General features: G+C 73.2%; 14 protein-coding genes. 3 read left to right on the top strand and 11 right to left on the bottom strand.

Annotation, left to right across the window (positions count from 1 at the left end; genetic code table 11):
* The first annotated feature begins 119 nt into the window (after nucleotides 1-119).
* Nucleotides 120-725: a TetR/AcrR family transcriptional regulator gene (locus ABZY13_RS14665; RefSeq protein ID WP_356630479.1), complete on the top strand. Its 606-nt coding sequence runs from the start codon at nucleotides 120-122 to the stop codon at nucleotides 723-725.
* A 34-nt stretch (nucleotides 726-759) separates the two neighbouring features.
* Here the strand turns inward: ABZY13_RS14665 and kynU are convergent, their stop codons facing one another.
* From kynU to ABZY13_RS14620, 9 genes are all read right to left on the bottom strand, one after another.
* Complete coding sequence (kynU, locus tag ABZY13_RS14660; protein WP_356630709.1) at nucleotides 760-1,947, bottom strand: kynureninase; 1,188 nt, start codon at nucleotides 1,945-1,947, stop codon at nucleotides 760-762.
* A 52-nt stretch (nucleotides 1,948-1,999) separates the two neighbouring features.
* Nucleotides 2,000-2,830, bottom strand: a complete 831-nt coding sequence (locus ABZY13_RS14655) for a tryptophan 2,3-dioxygenase family protein (RefSeq protein ID WP_356630477.1) — start codon at nucleotides 2,828-2,830, stop codon at nucleotides 2,000-2,002.
* 144 nt (nucleotides 2,831-2,974) lie between these two features.
* Entirely contained in the window at nucleotides 2,975-3,388 is a 414-nt protein-coding gene (locus tag ABZY13_RS14650) for a DUF3151 domain-containing protein (protein WP_356630475.1), read from the bottom strand.
* A 197-nt stretch (nucleotides 3,389-3,585) separates the two neighbouring features.
* Nucleotides 3,586-4,617, bottom strand: a complete 1,032-nt coding sequence (gene fbaA, locus ABZY13_RS14645) for a class II fructose-bisphosphate aldolase (protein WP_356630473.1) — start codon at nucleotides 4,615-4,617, stop codon at nucleotides 3,586-3,588.
* Between the two features lie 140 nt (nucleotides 4,618-4,757).
* Nucleotides 4,758-5,309 carry an orotate phosphoribosyltransferase gene (gene pyrE / locus ABZY13_RS14640; RefSeq protein ID WP_356630471.1) on the bottom strand — a complete coding sequence of 184 codons (552 nt, stop codon included), beginning with the start codon at nucleotides 5,307-5,309 and terminating at the stop codon, nucleotides 4,758-4,760.
* A 10-nt stretch (nucleotides 5,310-5,319) separates the two neighbouring features.
* Complete coding sequence (locus ABZY13_RS14635) at nucleotides 5,320-6,108, bottom strand: aldose 1-epimerase (protein ID WP_356630469.1); 789 nt, start codon at nucleotides 6,106-6,108, stop codon at nucleotides 5,320-5,322.
* 51 nt (nucleotides 6,109-6,159) lie between these two features.
* On the bottom strand, nucleotides 6,160-7,047 hold the full coding sequence (locus ABZY13_RS14630) for an SRPBCC domain-containing protein (protein WP_356630467.1): 888 nt from the start codon (nucleotides 7,045-7,047) through the stop codon (nucleotides 6,160-6,162).
* A gap of 63 nt (nucleotides 7,048-7,110) precedes the next feature.
* Complete coding sequence (locus tag ABZY13_RS14625; protein ID WP_356630465.1) at nucleotides 7,111-8,754, bottom strand: polyamine aminopropyltransferase; 1,644 nt, start codon at nucleotides 8,752-8,754, stop codon at nucleotides 7,111-7,113.
* Nucleotides 8,755-9,053: 299 nt separating this feature from the next.
* A complete protein-coding gene (locus ABZY13_RS14620; protein ID WP_356630463.1) occupies nucleotides 9,054-9,602 on the bottom strand; it encodes a DUF2617 family protein in 549 nt (182 codons plus the stop codon).
* Between the two features lie 875 nt (nucleotides 9,603-10,477).
* Between ABZY13_RS14620 and ABZY13_RS14615 the strand changes: the two genes are divergently transcribed.
* The gene (locus tag ABZY13_RS14615) at nucleotides 10,478-11,671 is read left to right on the top strand and encodes a pyridoxal phosphate-dependent aminotransferase (protein WP_356630461.1); all 1,194 of its coding nucleotides are present in this window, start codon (nucleotides 10,478-10,480) and stop codon (nucleotides 11,669-11,671) included.
* Between the two features lie 48 nt (nucleotides 11,672-11,719).
* On the opposite strand, the gene ABZY13_RS14610 is transcribed toward ABZY13_RS14615, so the two are convergent.
* Together ABZY13_RS14610 and clpB are read right to left on the bottom strand one after the other, a co-directional pair.
* Nucleotides 11,720-12,259: a YbjN domain-containing protein gene (locus ABZY13_RS14610; protein WP_356630459.1), complete on the bottom strand. Its 540-nt coding sequence runs from the start codon at nucleotides 12,257-12,259 to the stop codon at nucleotides 11,720-11,722.
* A 286-nt stretch (nucleotides 12,260-12,545) separates the two neighbouring features.
* A complete protein-coding gene (gene clpB / locus ABZY13_RS14605; RefSeq protein WP_356630457.1) occupies nucleotides 12,546-15,143 on the bottom strand; it encodes an ATP-dependent chaperone ClpB in 2,598 nt (865 codons plus the stop codon).
* Between the two features lie 147 nt (nucleotides 15,144-15,290).
* Between clpB and ABZY13_RS14600 the strand changes: the two genes are divergently transcribed.
* A complete protein-coding gene (locus tag ABZY13_RS14600) occupies nucleotides 15,291-15,713 on the top strand; it encodes a TIGR03618 family F420-dependent PPOX class oxidoreductase (RefSeq protein ID WP_356630455.1) in 423 nt (140 codons plus the stop codon).
* Nucleotides 15,714-15,830 lie beyond the last annotated feature (117 nt).

Genomic DNA, 15,830 nt, shown 5'->3' with positions numbered 1-15,830 from the left:
GACGGTATCAGGCGGATGACGTGCGCCCCACATGCGGATGTCACGCTGGGTAAGGGCAAACGGTCCTGTCGTGCCGTTACGCTGGCAGGACCGCCCGCACCCGCGCCGAGGAGACCGAAATGTCCGCCGAGCCCGGCACCGTACGCCCCGGAGGCCGCACCGCCCGTGTCCGCGCCGCCGTACTGCGGGCGGCCGGCGACGTGCTGGCGGAGCACGGGTTCGCCCACCTCGATCTCACGGACGTCGCCCGCCGCGCGGAGGTCGGGAAGACGACCGTCTACCGCCGCTGGGGCTCCGTGACGGGGCTGGTGGCCGATCTGCTGGCCGACATGGCCGAGCAGTCCCTGCCCAGGGAGGAGACCGGGTCCGTGCTCGGCGACCTGCTCGCCAACGCCGACCTGGTACGGCGCACGCTCGCCGATCCCCGGCAGGGCGCGCTGTTCAAGGCGGTGATCGCCGCCGCGACCTGCGACGAACGGACCGCGGACGCGCTGCGCCGGTTCTACGAGGTGCGGGTCGCCGAGTGGGCGCCGTGCGTCGAACAGGGCGTGATCCGCGGGGAGTTGCCGCGGGGAACGGACGCGGCGGCGGTCGTGCGGGCGGTGTCGGCGCCCCTGTACTACGGGCTGCTGACGACCGGCGCCGCCCCCGATGCCGCCGCCGCGGAACGCGCCGCCCGTGCGGCCCACGCGGCGGCGGTGGCCGGGGTCTACGTCACCGCCTGACCGGCGCCCGGCCCGGGACCGGGCGCCTTCGCCGTCAGGCCCCCAACGTCTCCCCCAGCACCCGAGCCGCCCGCTCCACGTCCGCGAACCCCACGTACAGCGGCGTGAAGCCGAACCGCAGCACGTCCGGGCGCCGGAAGTCGCCGACCACCCCCCGCTCGATCAGCCGCCCCATGACCTCCCCGGCGTCCGCGCAGCGCAGCGCCACCTGGGAGCCACGCTCCGCGTGCGCGGCCGGCGTCAGCGACTCGACGCGGCCCTCGGGGACGTACCGCTCGACGCACTCCAGGAAGAAGTCCGTCAGGGCCAGCGACTTGGCGCGCACCGCCTCGACCGACACCCCGTCCCACACCTCGAGGGCCGCCTCCAGGGCGAGCATGGAGAGGATGTCCGGCGTGCCGACCCGGCCGCGCACCGCACCGGCCGCGGGCTCGTAGTCGGCGCGCATGCCGAAGGGGTCGGCGTGCGAGTTCCAGCCGGGCAGGGGCGAGTCGAAGCGGTCCTGGAGGCCGGCGCGGACGTACAGGTACGCCGGTGAACCGGGGCCGCCGTTCAGGTACTTGTAGGTGCAGCCGACCGCCAGGTCGACGCCGTGCTCGTCCAGCCCGACCGGCAGCGCGCCCGCGCTGTGGCACAGGTCCCAGACGGCGAGCGCGCCCGCCCGGTGGACGGCGGCCGTCAGCGCGGGCAGGTCGTGCAGGCGGCCGGTGCGGTAGTCGACGTGGTTGAGCAGCACCGCCGCCGTACGGTCCGACAGCGCCGCGGGCACCTCGGTCGGTGTGACCGGGCGCAGCGTCCGGCCCGTCATCCGGGCCGCGGACTCGGCGATGTAGCCGTCCGTCGGGAACGTGGTCGCGTCGACGAGGATCTCGTCCCGCCCGTCCCCGGCGAGCCGCACCGCGCCCACCAGCGCCTTGAAGAGGTTGACGCTCGTGGAGTCGCCCACGACGATCTGCCCGGCCGCCGCACCGACGAGCGGGGCGATCCGGTCGCCGATCCGCTCGGGCGCGGTCCACCAGCCGCTCTCCGTCCAGGACCGGATGCGCAGTTCGCCCCACTGGCGGCGCACCACGTCCTCGATCCGTCCGGGAACGGCGGCCGGGAGCGCGCCCAGCGAGTTGCCGTCGAGGTAGACGGCGTCGTCCAGGACGAACCGCTCGCGCAGCGGCGCGAGTTCGTCGGAGGCGTCCAGTTCCTTCGCTTTCCGGGTCGGATCGCTCAGGGCGGGATCGCTCAGGGCGGACTCTTTCGGGGTGGGCTCTTTCGGGGTGGGCTCAGACATGCGACCGGGCCGTCCACAGCTCGGGGAAGACGTTCTTCCGGGCCCGCTTCTCCAGCCAGGCGACGCCGGCCGAGCCGCCCGTGCCCGGCTTGGCGCCCATCGCCCGCCGGGTGGCGACCAGATGGTCGTTGCGCCATCGCCACACCAGTTCCGCCACGTTGGTCAACGCCTCTCCCAGCCGCGCCAGTTCGTCGTTCTCGTCGCCAGAGTAGACCGCCGCCCAGACCGCCTCGACGGCCTCGGACTCCTCGTACTTGCGTGACACGTCGCGCCGCAGCACCGACTCCGGGACGGCGTGCCCGCGCCGGGCGAGCAGCCGCAGCACCTCGTCGTACAGGCTCGGCTCGTGCAGCGCCTTCTCCAGTTCCGCGTGCACCCGCGGCGATCCCCGGTGCGGAACGAGCATGGACGCGGACTTGTCGCCGAGCAGGAACTCCATCCGCCGGTACATCGCCGACTGGAACCCGGATCCCTCGCCGAGGGCGCCGCGGTAGGAGTTGAACTGCGCGGGGGTGAGCTGGCCGAGCGGCTTCCAGGAGGCGTCCAGCGCCTCCAGCTCGCGCACCGAACGTTTCAGCGCGGCGATCGCCGTCGGCACGTCGTCCCGGCGCAGCGCCTGCGCGGCCGTCTCCCACTCGTGGACGATGACGGTGAACCACAGCTCCATCACCTGGGTCGTGACCAGGAAGACCATCTCTCCGGGATCGTCGGAGAGGGTGTGCTGGAGGTGGGTGAGCACGTCCGCCTTGACGTAGTCCTCGTACGGCGTCGTGCCCTGGAAGTCGAGATGCGGGGTCTCGGGCTCATGAGCCTCGTGGGACATCGCTGTCTCCTGCAATTACTCCGGGTAGCGGTCCGCCCCTGCCTTGTCGACACGGGGGCCCCGGTCCCCACTCGATCCTCCGCGATCCCCTCGCACATCGCAAGGCCCGCCTGGTCACACCACCGGGCGGGCCTCGCGAGGGTCTCAGCCGAGCGTCCGCGCCGCCGTCTCCGAGGAGTCCTTCAGGAACTGCGTGCAGCGCTCGTACTCCGCCTGCTCGCCGATCGCGCCGGCCGCGCGGGCGAGGGCGTGCAGGGCGCGCAGGAAGCCGCGGTTCGGCTCGTGCTCCCACGGGACCGGCCCGTGGCCCTTCCAGCCGTTGCGGCGCAACGCGTCCAGACCGCGGTGATAGCCGGTGCGGGCGTAGGCGTACGACTCCACGACGCTGCCCCGCTCGAAGGCGTCGTCGGCCAGCTGGGCCCAGGCCAGCGACGAGGTGGGGTGCTTCGCCGCCACCTCGGCGGGCGCGGTACCGGCCGCGAGCAGTTCGCGCGGCTCGGGGTCGTCGGGGAGGTGCGTCGGGGGCGGGCCCCCGAGGAGGTTCTCGTGAATGGACATGGGTCCAGTCTGGGGGATGCGCGGGCGGCAGGGGACCGGGGGCACGGCGGACCGGGAATGCGGCGGACCGGACACACGGCAGGCCCGGACACACGGCAGGCCCGGCGCGGATCGCGCCGGGCCTGCCGGTGGAACCGGGCCTGAGCCGGACCGTTCCGGCTCGGCCGGACTACGTCGGCCGAGCCGGACCAGCCGGACTACTTCAGCTTCGCGCCCGCCGAGCGCAGGTGCTGGCAGGCCTCCGCCACGCGCTGGGCCATGCCCGCCTCGGCGAGCTTGCCCCAGGTGCGCGGGTCGTAGGTCTTCTTCGCGCCGACCTCGCCGTCGACCTTCAGGACGCCGTCGTAGTTCCTGAACATGTGGTCCACGACGGGACGCGTGAACGCGTACTGCGTGTCCGTGTCGATGTTCATCTTGACCACGCCGTTCTCCAGCGCGGTGAGGATCTCCTGCTCGGTGGAGCCGGAGCCGCCGTGGAAGACGAAGTCGAACACCTTGTCGCCGGCCGGGCGGCCGTACTTCGCGGCGACGCCCTCGTTCAGCTCCTTGAGCAGCTCGGGGCGGAGCACCACGTTGCCGGGCTTGTAGACGCCGTGGACGTTGCCGAAGGACGCGGCCAGCAGGTAGCGGCCCTTCTCGCCCAGGCCGAGGGCCTCGGCGGTGCGGAGCGCGTCGTCCACGGTGGTGTACAGCTCGTCGTTGATCTCGTGGGTGACACCGTCCTCCTCGCCGCCGGTGGGGGTGATCTCCACCTCCAGGATGATCTTGGCGGCGGCGGCGCGGGCGAGCAGCTCCTGCGCGATGGAGAGGTTGTCGGCGAGGGTCTCCGCGGAGCCGTCCCACATGTGGGACTGGAACAGCGGGTTCTCGCCGCGGGCGACGCGCTCCTCGGAGACGGCGAGCAGCGGACGGACGTACCCGTCGAGCTTGTCCTTCGGGCAGTGGTCGGTGTGCAGCGCGACCGTCACGTCGTACTTCTTGGCGACGATGTGCGCGAACTCGGCCAGGGCGACGGCGCCCGTGACCATGTCCTTGTTGTGCTGGCCGCCCAGGAACTCGGCGCCGCCGGTCGAGATCTGGATGATGCCGTCGCTCTCGGCCTCGGCGAAGCCGCGCAGAGCCGCGTGCAGGGTCTGGGACGAGGTGACGTTGATGGCCGGGTAGGCGAACTTGCCTGCCTTCGCCCGGTCGAGCATCTCGTTGTAGACCTCGGGGGTTGCGATGGGCATCTGTCCGCTCCTTGGTGTGCGGGTGGTGTTCTGCGGTTACGGCCCTGACCTAGACCTTGGGTGCGACGTCATCGTCGGCCCCATCTTTCCAGACGGCCCGGGGTTGTCCGAGTGCTGGACCCCGGACCCTCGGCGGACCCTCAGTCCAGGCCCAGTTCGTCCTTCGAGAACGCGTACAGATACGGCACCCCCGCGCCCTCCCGGATCTTCTCCGCGGCCCCGGTCGCCCGGTCCACGATGGTCGCGACGGCCACCACCTCGGCGCCTGCCTCGCGGACGGCCTCCACGGCGGTGAGCGGCGAACCGCCGGTGGTGGAGGTGTCCTCGACCACGAGCACGCGCCGGCCCTTGATGTCCGGGCCCTCCACGCGCTTCTGCAGCCCGTGCGCCTTGGCGGCCTTGCGGACGACGAACGCGTCCAGCCGCCTCCCGCGCGCGGCGGCCGCGTGCAACATCGCGGCGGCGACCGGGTCGGCGCCCATGGTGAGGCCGCCGACCGCGTCGAACTCCAGCCCTTCGGTCAGGTCCAGCAGCACCTGGCCGACCAGCGGCGCCGCCTCGCCGTCGAGGGTGACGCGGCGCAGGTCGACGTAGTAGTCGGCCTCCAGACCGGAGGAGAGCGTCACCTTGCCGTGCACCACGGCCTTGTTCTTGATCTGCTGCAGCAGCGCGCCGCGCACGTCGTCCGTCATGCCGACCAGCTTAGATGCGCGTCCAGCTCCAGGTCGTCGTCGCCTCCAGCGGCTCCAGGGGCGTGACCAGGCGCGGGAGGGTGTTGAGTCCGTTGGGCGGGCCGGTCTGCGGCTCCACGCACACGGCCGCCTCCTGCTCGTCGTAGACCACGACCCACTCCTCGGGGCTGGTCACCTTCAGCTCCAGCAGCCCCGGCCAGGTGAGGGTGACGTCGACGCCGTCGGGCATGCCGAAGCAGTCGTCCCACGGGCCGGGCTTCGGGTCGACGCGGTTGCCGGTGGGCAGGTGGTCGGCGCCCCGCTCCTCCTGCCAGGCGGCGGCGAAGTCCAGCTCCACGGACGCCCCTTGCAGGGTGCGGTTGAACCAGGGGTGCCAGCCGAGCTGCGCCTGGAAGGACGACTCGTACGTCTCCACCGACATGGTCAGCGTCAGGGCGTCCGGGGTGAGGGCGACGACCTGGGTGACGCGGCCGGGGTAGGGCCAGGGGTCGACCAGGTCGTACGTCATCACCGCCTCGTCGGCGCTGACGCGGGCGGTGCGCCAGGCGCCGTCGCGCACGGTGCCGTGGATGGCGTGGGGCGGGGCGTTGAGCGGCATCCGGTGCACGGTCGCCCCGTCGCGGAACCGTCCGTCGCGGATGCGCCCGCACCAGGGCGCCATCGGGAAGCAGCCGAACCGTTCCCCCTGGCGCAGCAGCTCGATGCCGCCGACCCGCAGCCCTCCGACCCGGCCGCCGTTGCCCGGCTGCACGGTCACCTCCGCGTCGCCCGCGGTCAGCGTGATGTCTTCGTTACTCACGGGACGACCCTACTGGGGCGATCAAGAGCGCCGTCCGGTCACCCGCTCCGGTCACCTGCGCCGCCGCAGCGCCCGGCCGACCAGGATCGCGGAGGCCACGATCAGCGCCGCGGCGGGCGCCGCCCAGCGCAGGGTGGTGCCGGGGACGACGGTCTGCGGCGCCGGCACGGGCGCGTACCGGCCGCGGGGCGGGGCGTGGTCGACCTCCTCGGCGCTGCGGCCGATCATGGTCCGCCGCGCGTGCGCCGCCTCGGCGGGCGGCTCGTCGTCGAGGTCGTCGACGTCGTCGAGGTCGTCGTCCAGGACCGAGGCGTCGTCCACGTCGATGATGTCGTCCACCAGGCCGTCGTCCGCGTCGGCGTCCAGGTCGAGGTCACCGTCGTCGTCCTCGTCCAGGTCCCCGGCGAGGGCGGGCGGGGGGATCTCGGCGTCGAAGACCGAAGGGGCGGGGGCGTCCGGCCCGGACGCCGGCTCTTCCTCGGCCGGTTCCGCTGCCGCCGCCCGCTCCCGCTCCCCCTCCCCGAGGTTCTCCGCGAACCGGGTCAGCAGGCGTGTCAGCGACGAGGCGACCGTCTCCCGGGGCAGCTCCGTGATGCGGCCGTCCGCCGTCGCCGTGCCGGTGAAGGTCAGGGTGGAGCCGGCCTCGGGCCCGGACGCGGGGCGGACGGAGACGCTCAGGGCCAGCTTGGCCGTGCCCGTGCCGCGGGTCTCGGCGGCGTCGCCCTCGACGGCGTACCCGCCGTCCCCGCCCGGCGTCAGCCGCAGCGTGCCCCGGTAGGTGATGGAGTGGTTGCCGACGCGCACCTTCAGCCGCCCGGCGACGGGCTCGGCGCCGGCGTCCTGCTGGAGCCCGGGAACCGCCCGGGCGACCCGCGTCGGGTCGGCGAGCGCCTCCTTGAGCCGCTCGGCCGCAACCGGAACGAACACCTCATGCTCCATGTCAGCGCAGCCTACCCAGCGCGGCCCGCGAGTACGCCCCCTCTGCGGCAACCAGCGGGCCGCTCAGTAGCGGGGATGCACCAGCGTGGAGGCGGGCAGCGGGGCGATCCGGGTGCGCCACGCCGTGCGGGCGCCCGCGGCGAGGCGGGCCGGGGTGAGGGTGCGCGGGGCGGGGCCGTCCGCGGCGAGGGCGAGGCGGGGGCGGTGTTCCGCGGCGGCCAGCACGAATCCCCAGTCGCGGGGTGCGCGGGAGGCGTCGGTGCTGTGGTCGGGGCCGGGCGTGTAGGCGGAGGCGCGGCCGGTGACCCGGTAGGGGGCGGTGTGCAGTCCGGCGGCGCGCACGGTGGCGTCGACCGTCCAGAAGACGCGCAGCCGGGAGTCGACCGGCCCGGCGTGCACCGCCAGCCGCCCGCCGTCGGCCAGCGCCCGGCGGGCCAGGCCGTAGAACTCCTGCGAGTACAGCTTCGTGCTCGCCGTGATGCCCGGGTCGGGCAGGTCCGAGACCACCACGTCGTACGCCGCCCGCGGCGCCCCGCGCAGCCAGGCGAACGCGTCGGAGGTGTGCACGCGCACCCGCGGGTCGTCCAGGGCGTGCCCGTTGAGCGCGGACAGCGCCCGGTCCGCGCGCGCCAACCGCACCAGCTCCGCGTCGAGTTCGACCACGTCCACCCGCCGCACCCCCGGGTGGCGCAGCACCTCCCGCGCGGCCAGCCCGTCGCCGCCGCCGAGGATCAGCACACGCGCGTGGGGTCCGGTCATCGCCGGGTGCACCAGCGCCTCGTGGTACCGGAGTTCGTCGCCCGCGGCGACCCGCAGCCGTCCGTCGAGGAACAGGCCGAGGGGACGTCCTTCGACGCCGCCGGTGAGCACCACCTGCTGTACGTCGGTGTGCAGCACCGCCCGGACGTCGCCGCCGTACACCGCGTCGCGCGCCGCCCGTTCGAAGTCGTCCACGAGCACCGCGGCGGTGGCGAGCATGCCGAGCACGGCGAGGTTGGCGGCGAGCAGCAGTCGGCGCGCCCGGCGGGACAGGTCGCCGCGGAACAGGCCGAGGACGAGGGCGCCGCCCGCCACGACGTTGACCGCGCCGGTCAGCAGCGTCCCCGTCAACTGGCCCAGCAGCGGCAGGAGAAGGAAGGGAAAGGCGAGTCCGCCGACGAGCGCGCCCACGTAGTCGGCGGCGAACAGGTCGGCGACGGCGCCGCCCGCGTCCTGCCGGCGCACCCGCTGGATCAGCTCCATCAGCAGCGGCACCTCGGCGCCGATCAGCAGCCCGATGGCGAGGGAGTAGGCGACCAGCAGCCAGCGCGGCCCGTCGGTCCACAGGCCGCCCCAGTGCCCGGTCCAGGCGAAGACGGCGTACAGGGCCATCGCGCTGGTGCCGCCGACCAGGGCGAGCACCGCCTCGATGGCGGCGAACCCGGCGGCGGCGTGCCGGCGCAGCCGCTTGGCGGCGAGGGAGCCGATGCCCATCGCGAACACCATCACGGAGAGCACGATGGACGCCTGGGTGACCGAGTCGCCGATCAGGTACGAGGCGAGCGCGACGAGTTCCAGTTCGTATACGAGCCCGCAGGCGGCGCAGACGAAGACGCCCGCCAGGACCAGGAACCGCCCCGTGGCCGGACCGACCGGAAGCCGTGCGGGACGGGGGCCGCGCCACGGCGGCGGTGCTTGGGGCGGGGCCGGCGTGGACGGTTCGATCACGACTGCGACGTTACGTCACCGGAACACGACGCCTTGTCCCCCACACGTGTGATGTCGGGGGCGCGAAGCGCCGGTGCGGCGACGACGACCGAACTGGCCGCGCATCCGTTCCCCACGCGCCCCGTGACCCGAGTCCGCGCCCGCCCCGTGACCCGAGTGCGCACCCGCCCGAGGCCCCGCCCCCGCACGCGCCCCGTGACCCGTTCCGCACGCGCCCCGTGACCCGAGTCCGCACCCGCCCGGGGTTCGCTCCCGCGCCCGGTCCGTCTCCGATCCCACCCGGTCCCTGACCCGGCCCGTCACCCGGCCCCTGACCCGGCGAACAGGCCCGGGCGGTCGGCGTGCTGTCTCACCCCCACCCGGGTGCGCGTCGCCACCAACTGGCCGTCCTGCGGATAGGCGTGCCAGGTGCGCCAGTGGAACTGGCCCTCGTGGCGCTGGGCGAGCAGGGCGGTGAAGGCGTGCGGACTGCCGGGGAAGACCCCGGCGAGCCCGTGGGGGTGGTCGCAGACCAGGGCGAGCAGCTCGGATGCGCGGCCCGCGAAGGCGCCGGGCGAGAGCATCTCGACGCGGGCGGCGAACTCGTACTCCCAGTTCCCGACGCGTTTGGCGACGCCCAGCGGCAGCGGGGTGCTGCTGCCCGCGATGCACGCCACCGTCTCCGAACAGCTGCCCTGCTCCTCTTCGAGCAGTACCTGGTGTGAGGCGCCGAGGAGCCTCAACTGCAGCCGGGCCCCGGCCAGTTCGAGATCGAGGGTGGCGAGGGCGGGCAGCGGCTCGCGGCCGAGCGCCCAGGCGAGGTCGGCCGCCCGCGTATCGGTGTAGGAGGTCTTGAGGGTGGTGAGCATGGATCGGCTCCGCTGGCACGCAAAAGTTAAGGCGGTGTAGGTCGGCGCACCCCGGTCGCCACCGGTCGGCACCGGTCGACGCCGGGGAATCTGCCCGGTCAGCCCCAGTCAGGAACTCCGTCGAAGGAGCGGTCCGCAGGACGTCCGAGGGCTGCGTTGGTGAAGAGAGCGAATCATGAACTGAGGCCCCACCACAGCGTTTTTACCCAACTTCGTGGGCTTTCCATCCCTCGGTGGGCTACTCAGCTCATCTGTTCAACCGGGGCGCACGCCCGTCCGAGAACGGCGTGCGCCGGGGGCGGCCGGAAAAAGCGGAGCGCCCGCCGGTTCTTTCACCGGCGGGCGCCCGCGGAGGAGGATGCGGTTCCCCCTTCAGGAGCTCGGCTGCCCCGTGTCAGCTGCCTCCACCGCATCCACCGCCGCCTCCCCCGCAGGACGACGATCCGCCTCCGCAGGAGTGGCCGCCGCCCGAGCTGTCCCCGCCGCCGGCCCACCAGCTGCCGGACTCCGCGCCCGAGCCGCTGCTCCCCGCGCCGCCCCGGCGCCGGCGCGCGGTCGTGGTCCGCGACCCCCCGCCGCTCACCCGTCCCGCCAGGACGAGCGCACCCGTGATCACCGCAGCCGTCAGAATGATGCCCAGGATCATGGCGTCACCCTCCTTCCCGTTCTTCCGAACGTCCCCCGAAGCGGCCCCCCGTGGGCGCCTCGTGTCCAGCGTGACGGGGAATTGCCCGCGGCGGAACGCGGCGAAAGCAGAGTTGAGCAACTTCAGAGGGTTCCGGCCGGGCAACAGCACGTGACCTGTGGGGAAGGACCGGCTCCGGACGGCGCGCGGCACCCCCGCGTGTTGAGGAACCCCCGGCCCTCGGCGCAGGATGGCCGTCATGACCTCTGCCGCGCGCCCCTTCCTCAACCGCCGCCTCGCCGAGTTCGGGACGACGATCTTCGCCGAGATGTCCGCGCTGGCCCTGCGGACCGGGTCGATCAACCTGGGCCAGGGCTTCCCCGACACGGACGGCCCCCAGGAGATCCGTGAGGCGGCCGTGCGGGCGCTGCGCGAGGGCCGGGGCAACCAGTATCCGCCGGGTCCGGGCGTGCCCGAGCTGCGGGCGGCCGTCGCCGCGCACCAGGAACGGCGGTACGGGCTCGCGTACGACCCGGACAGCGAGGTCCTGGTGACCGCGGGCGCGACGGAGGCGATCGCGGCGGCGCTGCTGGCGCTGGTGGAGCCGGGCGACGAGGTGATCGCCCTGGAGCCGTACTACGACTCGTACGCGGCCTGCATCGCCATGGCGGGCGGCACGCGCGTGCCGGTGACCCTGCGCCCGGACGGCGGGGCGTTCCGCCTGGACCTCGACGAGCTGCGCGCCGCCGTCACCGGCCGGACCCGGCTGCTGCTGATCAACACCCCGCACAACCCGACCGGCACGGTGCTCTCCCGCGCCGAGCTGACCGCGATCGCGGAGCTGGCCGTCGAGCGGGACCTGCTGGTCGTGACGGACGAGGTGTACGAGCACCTGGTCTTCGACGACGCCGAGCACGTGCCGCTGGCGACGCTGCCGGGGATGCGGGAGCGGACGGTGACGATCGGGTCGGCGGGGAAGACGTACTCGTTCACCGGCTGGAAGGTCGGCTGGATCACCGCGGCGGCGGCGCTGGTGACGGCGGTGCGGTCGGCGAAGCAGTACCTGACGTACGTCGCCTCGGGGCCGTTCCAGTACGCCGTCGCGGAGGCGCTCGCGCTGCCCGACGACTACCTCGCCGCCTTCCGCACGGACATGCAGGCCAAGCGGGACCTGCTGGCGGCGGGGCTGGCCGAGGCGGGCTTCGGCGTGTTCCGGCCGGCGGGCACGTACTTCGTCACCACCGACATCCGCCCGCTCGGCGAGAGCGACGGCTTCGCCTTCTGCCGCTCGCTGCCGGAGCGCGCGGGCGTGGTGGCCATCCCGAACGCCGTCTTCTACGACCACCGCGAGGCGGGCGCGCCGTTCGTGCGGTTCGCGTTCTGCAAGCAGCCCGCCGTGCTGGCCGAGGCGGTGAAACGGCTGAAGGGGGCGCTGGGCGGCTGACCGCCGTCCGCGCCCCCTTCGGGGAGCCCTCTCGGGGTGCGGCGACGGCTACGCGTCGTCGCCCTCCGGCTTGTCCGTGCCGTCGGCGTCGTCGATCTCCTTCTCGAGGCCGAGCTGCTCGACCAGCCAGCGGTCGAACTCGATCGCCGCGCGCACCCAGCTCACCGTCGAGGACACGAAGTACTCGAGGTTGACGCCGGTGCCGATGAGCATCTGCGCCTCGCCGATGAGACGGACGGTGCCGTCGTCGTGCGTGTGGCTGTAGACCTTCGGCCACAGGGTGCGGCGGTTCCAGTCGTCGATCGACTCCAGCAGCTGGGGCTTGTCGTCGATCGGGTGGGGGCGGTCGTAGAACGTCCGCACGGAGAAGACCTGCTGCTCGCCCTCACCGCGGAACATGAAGTACGTACGGAACTGCTCCCACGGCGCCGCGAGGTCCCCCTCCTCGTCGACGACGTACTTCAGCTCCATCTGGTCCAGGAGCTGCTTCACAAGGTCCTGATCCGGGACGACGGGGCCTGCCGGGCCCTGGGGCTGCGGCTGGGGCTTGCCCCCGAAGTTCGGAATCGAGGACGGGTCGATGGTCACCGTGAATTTCCCTTCGTACGGATTCCGCCATCCTCCCCCATGCGGGGAGGGGGGTGGCAACCCCCGGCGTACCCTGTCCGCCGTCCGGTGACACGATCCGGCCGGTCGGGGGACGGACGGGCCGGACGGACGGGCCTCGAGCGCGGGCGCCGGCGGGCCGCCGGAAACGGACCCGTCCGGCGCGGCGCCGGACGGAGGCGGGCCCGCCCGGTGCCAAGCCGCACGGTCGGCACCGCCCGGTGCCAAGCCGCACGGTCGGCCCCGCCCGGCGCCGCGCCCGCCCGCGCTACAGCGTCTTCCCCGCCGCCGGCCCCACGATCAGCCCGTCCTCGAACGTGTCCACCCGCACCGTGTCCCCGTCCTTGATCTCGCCGGACAGGATCTCCTTGGCGAGGCGGTCGCCGACGGCCGTCTGGATCAGGCGGCGCAGCGGGCGGGCGCCGTACGCCGGGTCGTTGCCCTCGTCGGCGAGCCAGGCCAGGGCGGCCGGGGTGACGTCCAGGGTGAGGCGGCGCTCGGCGAGGCGCCTGGCCAGCCGGTCGATCTGGAGCCTGGCGATGCGCTCCAGCTCGGGCTTGGTCAGCGCGGAGAAGACGACCAGGTCGTCGAGCCGGTTGAGGAATTCGGGCTTGAAGGAGGCGCGGACCACCTCCAGGACCTGTTCCTTCTTCTCCGCCTCGGTGGTGAGGGGGTCCACCAGGAACTGGCTGCCCAGGTTGGACGTCAGCACCAGGATCGTGTTGCGGAAGTCCACCGTGCGGCCCTGTCCGTCGGTGAGCCGCCCGTCGTCCAGCACCTGGAGCAGGATGTCGAAGACCTCCGGGTGGGCCTTCTCCACCTCGTCCAGCAGGACGACGGAGTACGGCCGCCGCCGCACCGCCTCGGTGAGCTGGCCGCCCTCCTCGTAGCCGACGTAACCGGGCGGGGCGCCCACCAGCCGGGCCACGCTGTGCTTCTCGCTGTACTCCGACATGTCGATGCGGACCATCGCCCGCTCGTCGTCGAAGAGGAACTCGGCGAGCGCCTTGGCCAGTTCGGTCTTGCCGACGCCGGTCGGGCCGAGGAAGAGGAAGGACCCGGTCGGCCGGTCGGGGTCGGCGATCCCGGCCCGGCTGCGGCGCACCGCGTCGGACACCGCGCGCACCGCCTCGGTCTGGCCGATCAGCCGCGTGCCCAGCTCGTCCTCCATGCGCAGCAGCTTCTGCGTCTCCCCCTCCAGGAGCCGTCCGGCCGGGATGCCGGTCCAGGAGGCGACGACGTCGGCGATGTCGTCGGCGCCGACCTCCTCCTTGACCATGGTGTCCCGGGCGACCTCCTCCTCGGCCTCGGAGGCGGCCTCCAGGTCCCGCTCCAGGGCCGGGATCTCGCCGTACAGCAGCTTGGAGGCGGTGTCGAAGTCGCCGTCGCGCTGGGCGCGTTCGGCCTGGCCGCGCAGGTCGTCCAGCTTCTCCTTCAGCTCGCCGACCCGGTTGAGGGACTGCTTCTCCTTCTCCCAGCGGGCGTTCAGGCCCCGCAGCTCCTCCTCCTTGTCGGCGAGGTCGCGGCGCAGCTTCTCCAGGCGCTCGCGGGAGGCGGCGTCCGTCTCCTTGGCGAGCGCCAGCTCCTCCATCCGCAACCGGTCGACGGCGCGCTGGAGTTCGTCGATCTCGACCGGGGAGGAGTCGATCTCCATGCGCAGCCGGGAAGCGGCCTCGTCGACCAGGTCGATGGCCTTGTCGGGCAGGAAGCGGGAGGTGATGTACCGGTCGGACAGGGTCGCCGCGGCGACCAGCGCGCTGTCGGCGATCTGGACCTTGTGGTGGGCCTCGTAACGGCCCTTGAGCCCGCGCAGGATCGCGATGGAGTCCTCGACGGACGGCTCGGCCACCAGCACCTGCTGGAAGCGCCGCTCCAGCGCCGGGTCCTTCTCGATCCGCTCGCGGTACTCGTCCAGGGTCGTGGCGCCCACCATGCGCAGCTCGCCGCGGGCCAGCATCGGCTTGAGCATGTTGCCCGCGTCCATGGCGGAGTCGCCGCCGGCGCCCGCGCCGACGACGGTGTGCAGCTCGTCGATGAAGGTGATGATCTGCCCGTCCGAGCCCTTGATCTCGGCGAGGACGGTCTTCAGCCGCTCCTCGAATTCGCCGCGGTACTTGGCCCCGGCGACCATGGCGCCCAGGTCGAGCGCCACCAGCCGCTTGTTCTTCAGCGACTCCGGCACGTCGCCCTTGACGATCCGCTGGGCGAGGCCCTCCACGACGGCGGTCTTGCCGACGCCGGGCTCGCCGATGAGGACGGGGTTGTTCTTGGTCCGGCGGGACAGCACCTGCACGACGCGCCGGATCTCCTGGTCCCGCCCGATGACCGGGTCGAGTTTGCCCTCGCGCGCCGCCTCGGTGAAGTCGGTGCCGAACTTCTCCAGGGCCTTGTACTGGCCCTCCGGGTCCGCCGTCGTCACCCTGCGTCCTCCCCTCGCCCTGCGGAACGCGTCCAGCAGCTTCTTGTCGGTGGCCCCCTGCCGGGCCAGCACCTCGCCGGACGCGCCGCCCTTCGCGGCGACGCCGATCAGCAGGTGCTCGGTGGAGAGGTACTCGTCGCCCAGCTCCCGTGCCCGCGACTGCGCGTCCGCGATGACGGCGAGCAGCTCACGGTTGGGCTGCGGCGGCGCCACGGTGGACCCGGTCACGCTGGGCAGCTGGGCGAGGACCTTCTCGGCGCCTGCGCGCACGGCGGCCTGATCGGCGTCGACGGCGGCGAGCAGGTCGGTGATGTTCTCGTTGTCCCGCCCCTCGAGCAGAGCCAGGAGCAGGTGCGCGGGGGTGAGGTCGGGGTGCCCCTCGGTCACGGCCCGGTTGCCGGCCGCGTTGATCGCGTCCCGGCTCCGGTTGGTCAGCTCGGCGTCCACGGGTCCGTTCTCCTCCTTGCGTGAGCGTCTGTCGGTCGCCCCGGGTCATGGCTGACTGAGGCAACGTACACAAACTTGAGTCTATTCCACTCAAGGTCGGGGAGGGGAGGCGGCGTGAAGACGAGGGCTCGGCTAGCTTGACGGACCATGACCACCACGACGACGTACTCCCTGGACCCGGGTGCCCCGGACGAGGCGTATCTCAGCTTCTGGCGGGAGCGGCACCTGTGCACGCTGACGACCCTCCGTCCGGACGGCACCCCGCACGTGGTGCCGGTGGGGGTGACCTACGACCCGGCGGCCCGGCTGGCGCGGGTGATCACGGACGGGTCGAGCGCGAAGGCGCGGCACGTGCGGGCGGCGGGGCCCGACGGGGCGCCGGTGGCCGTCTGCCAGGTGGCCGGGCGGCGCTGGGCGACGCTGGAGGGCCGGGCCTTCGTGCGGACCGATCCGGACCGGGTCGCGGAGGCGGTACGGCGCTACGCGGAGCGCTACGAGCGCACGCCGGGCCCGAGGCCGACGCGCGTGGTGATCGAGATCGCGCTCACCCGGGCCCTCGGCAAGGCCTGAGCGCGCGGGCCTTCAGCGGATCCATAGTCGATTTCAAGCCACCCTCGACCCCGCCGACACAGCACCGGAAATCCGCTGAAACTCCAATGAAACCCCACCGCACGTCGCCGCGCCCCG

It is taken from the genome of Streptomyces sp. NPDC006610 (assembly GCF_040611575.1).
Lineage (GTDB): Bacteria > Actinomycetota > Actinomycetes > Streptomycetales > Streptomycetaceae > Streptomyces.
This window is presented reverse-complemented; position numbering and strand designations above follow the sequence as displayed.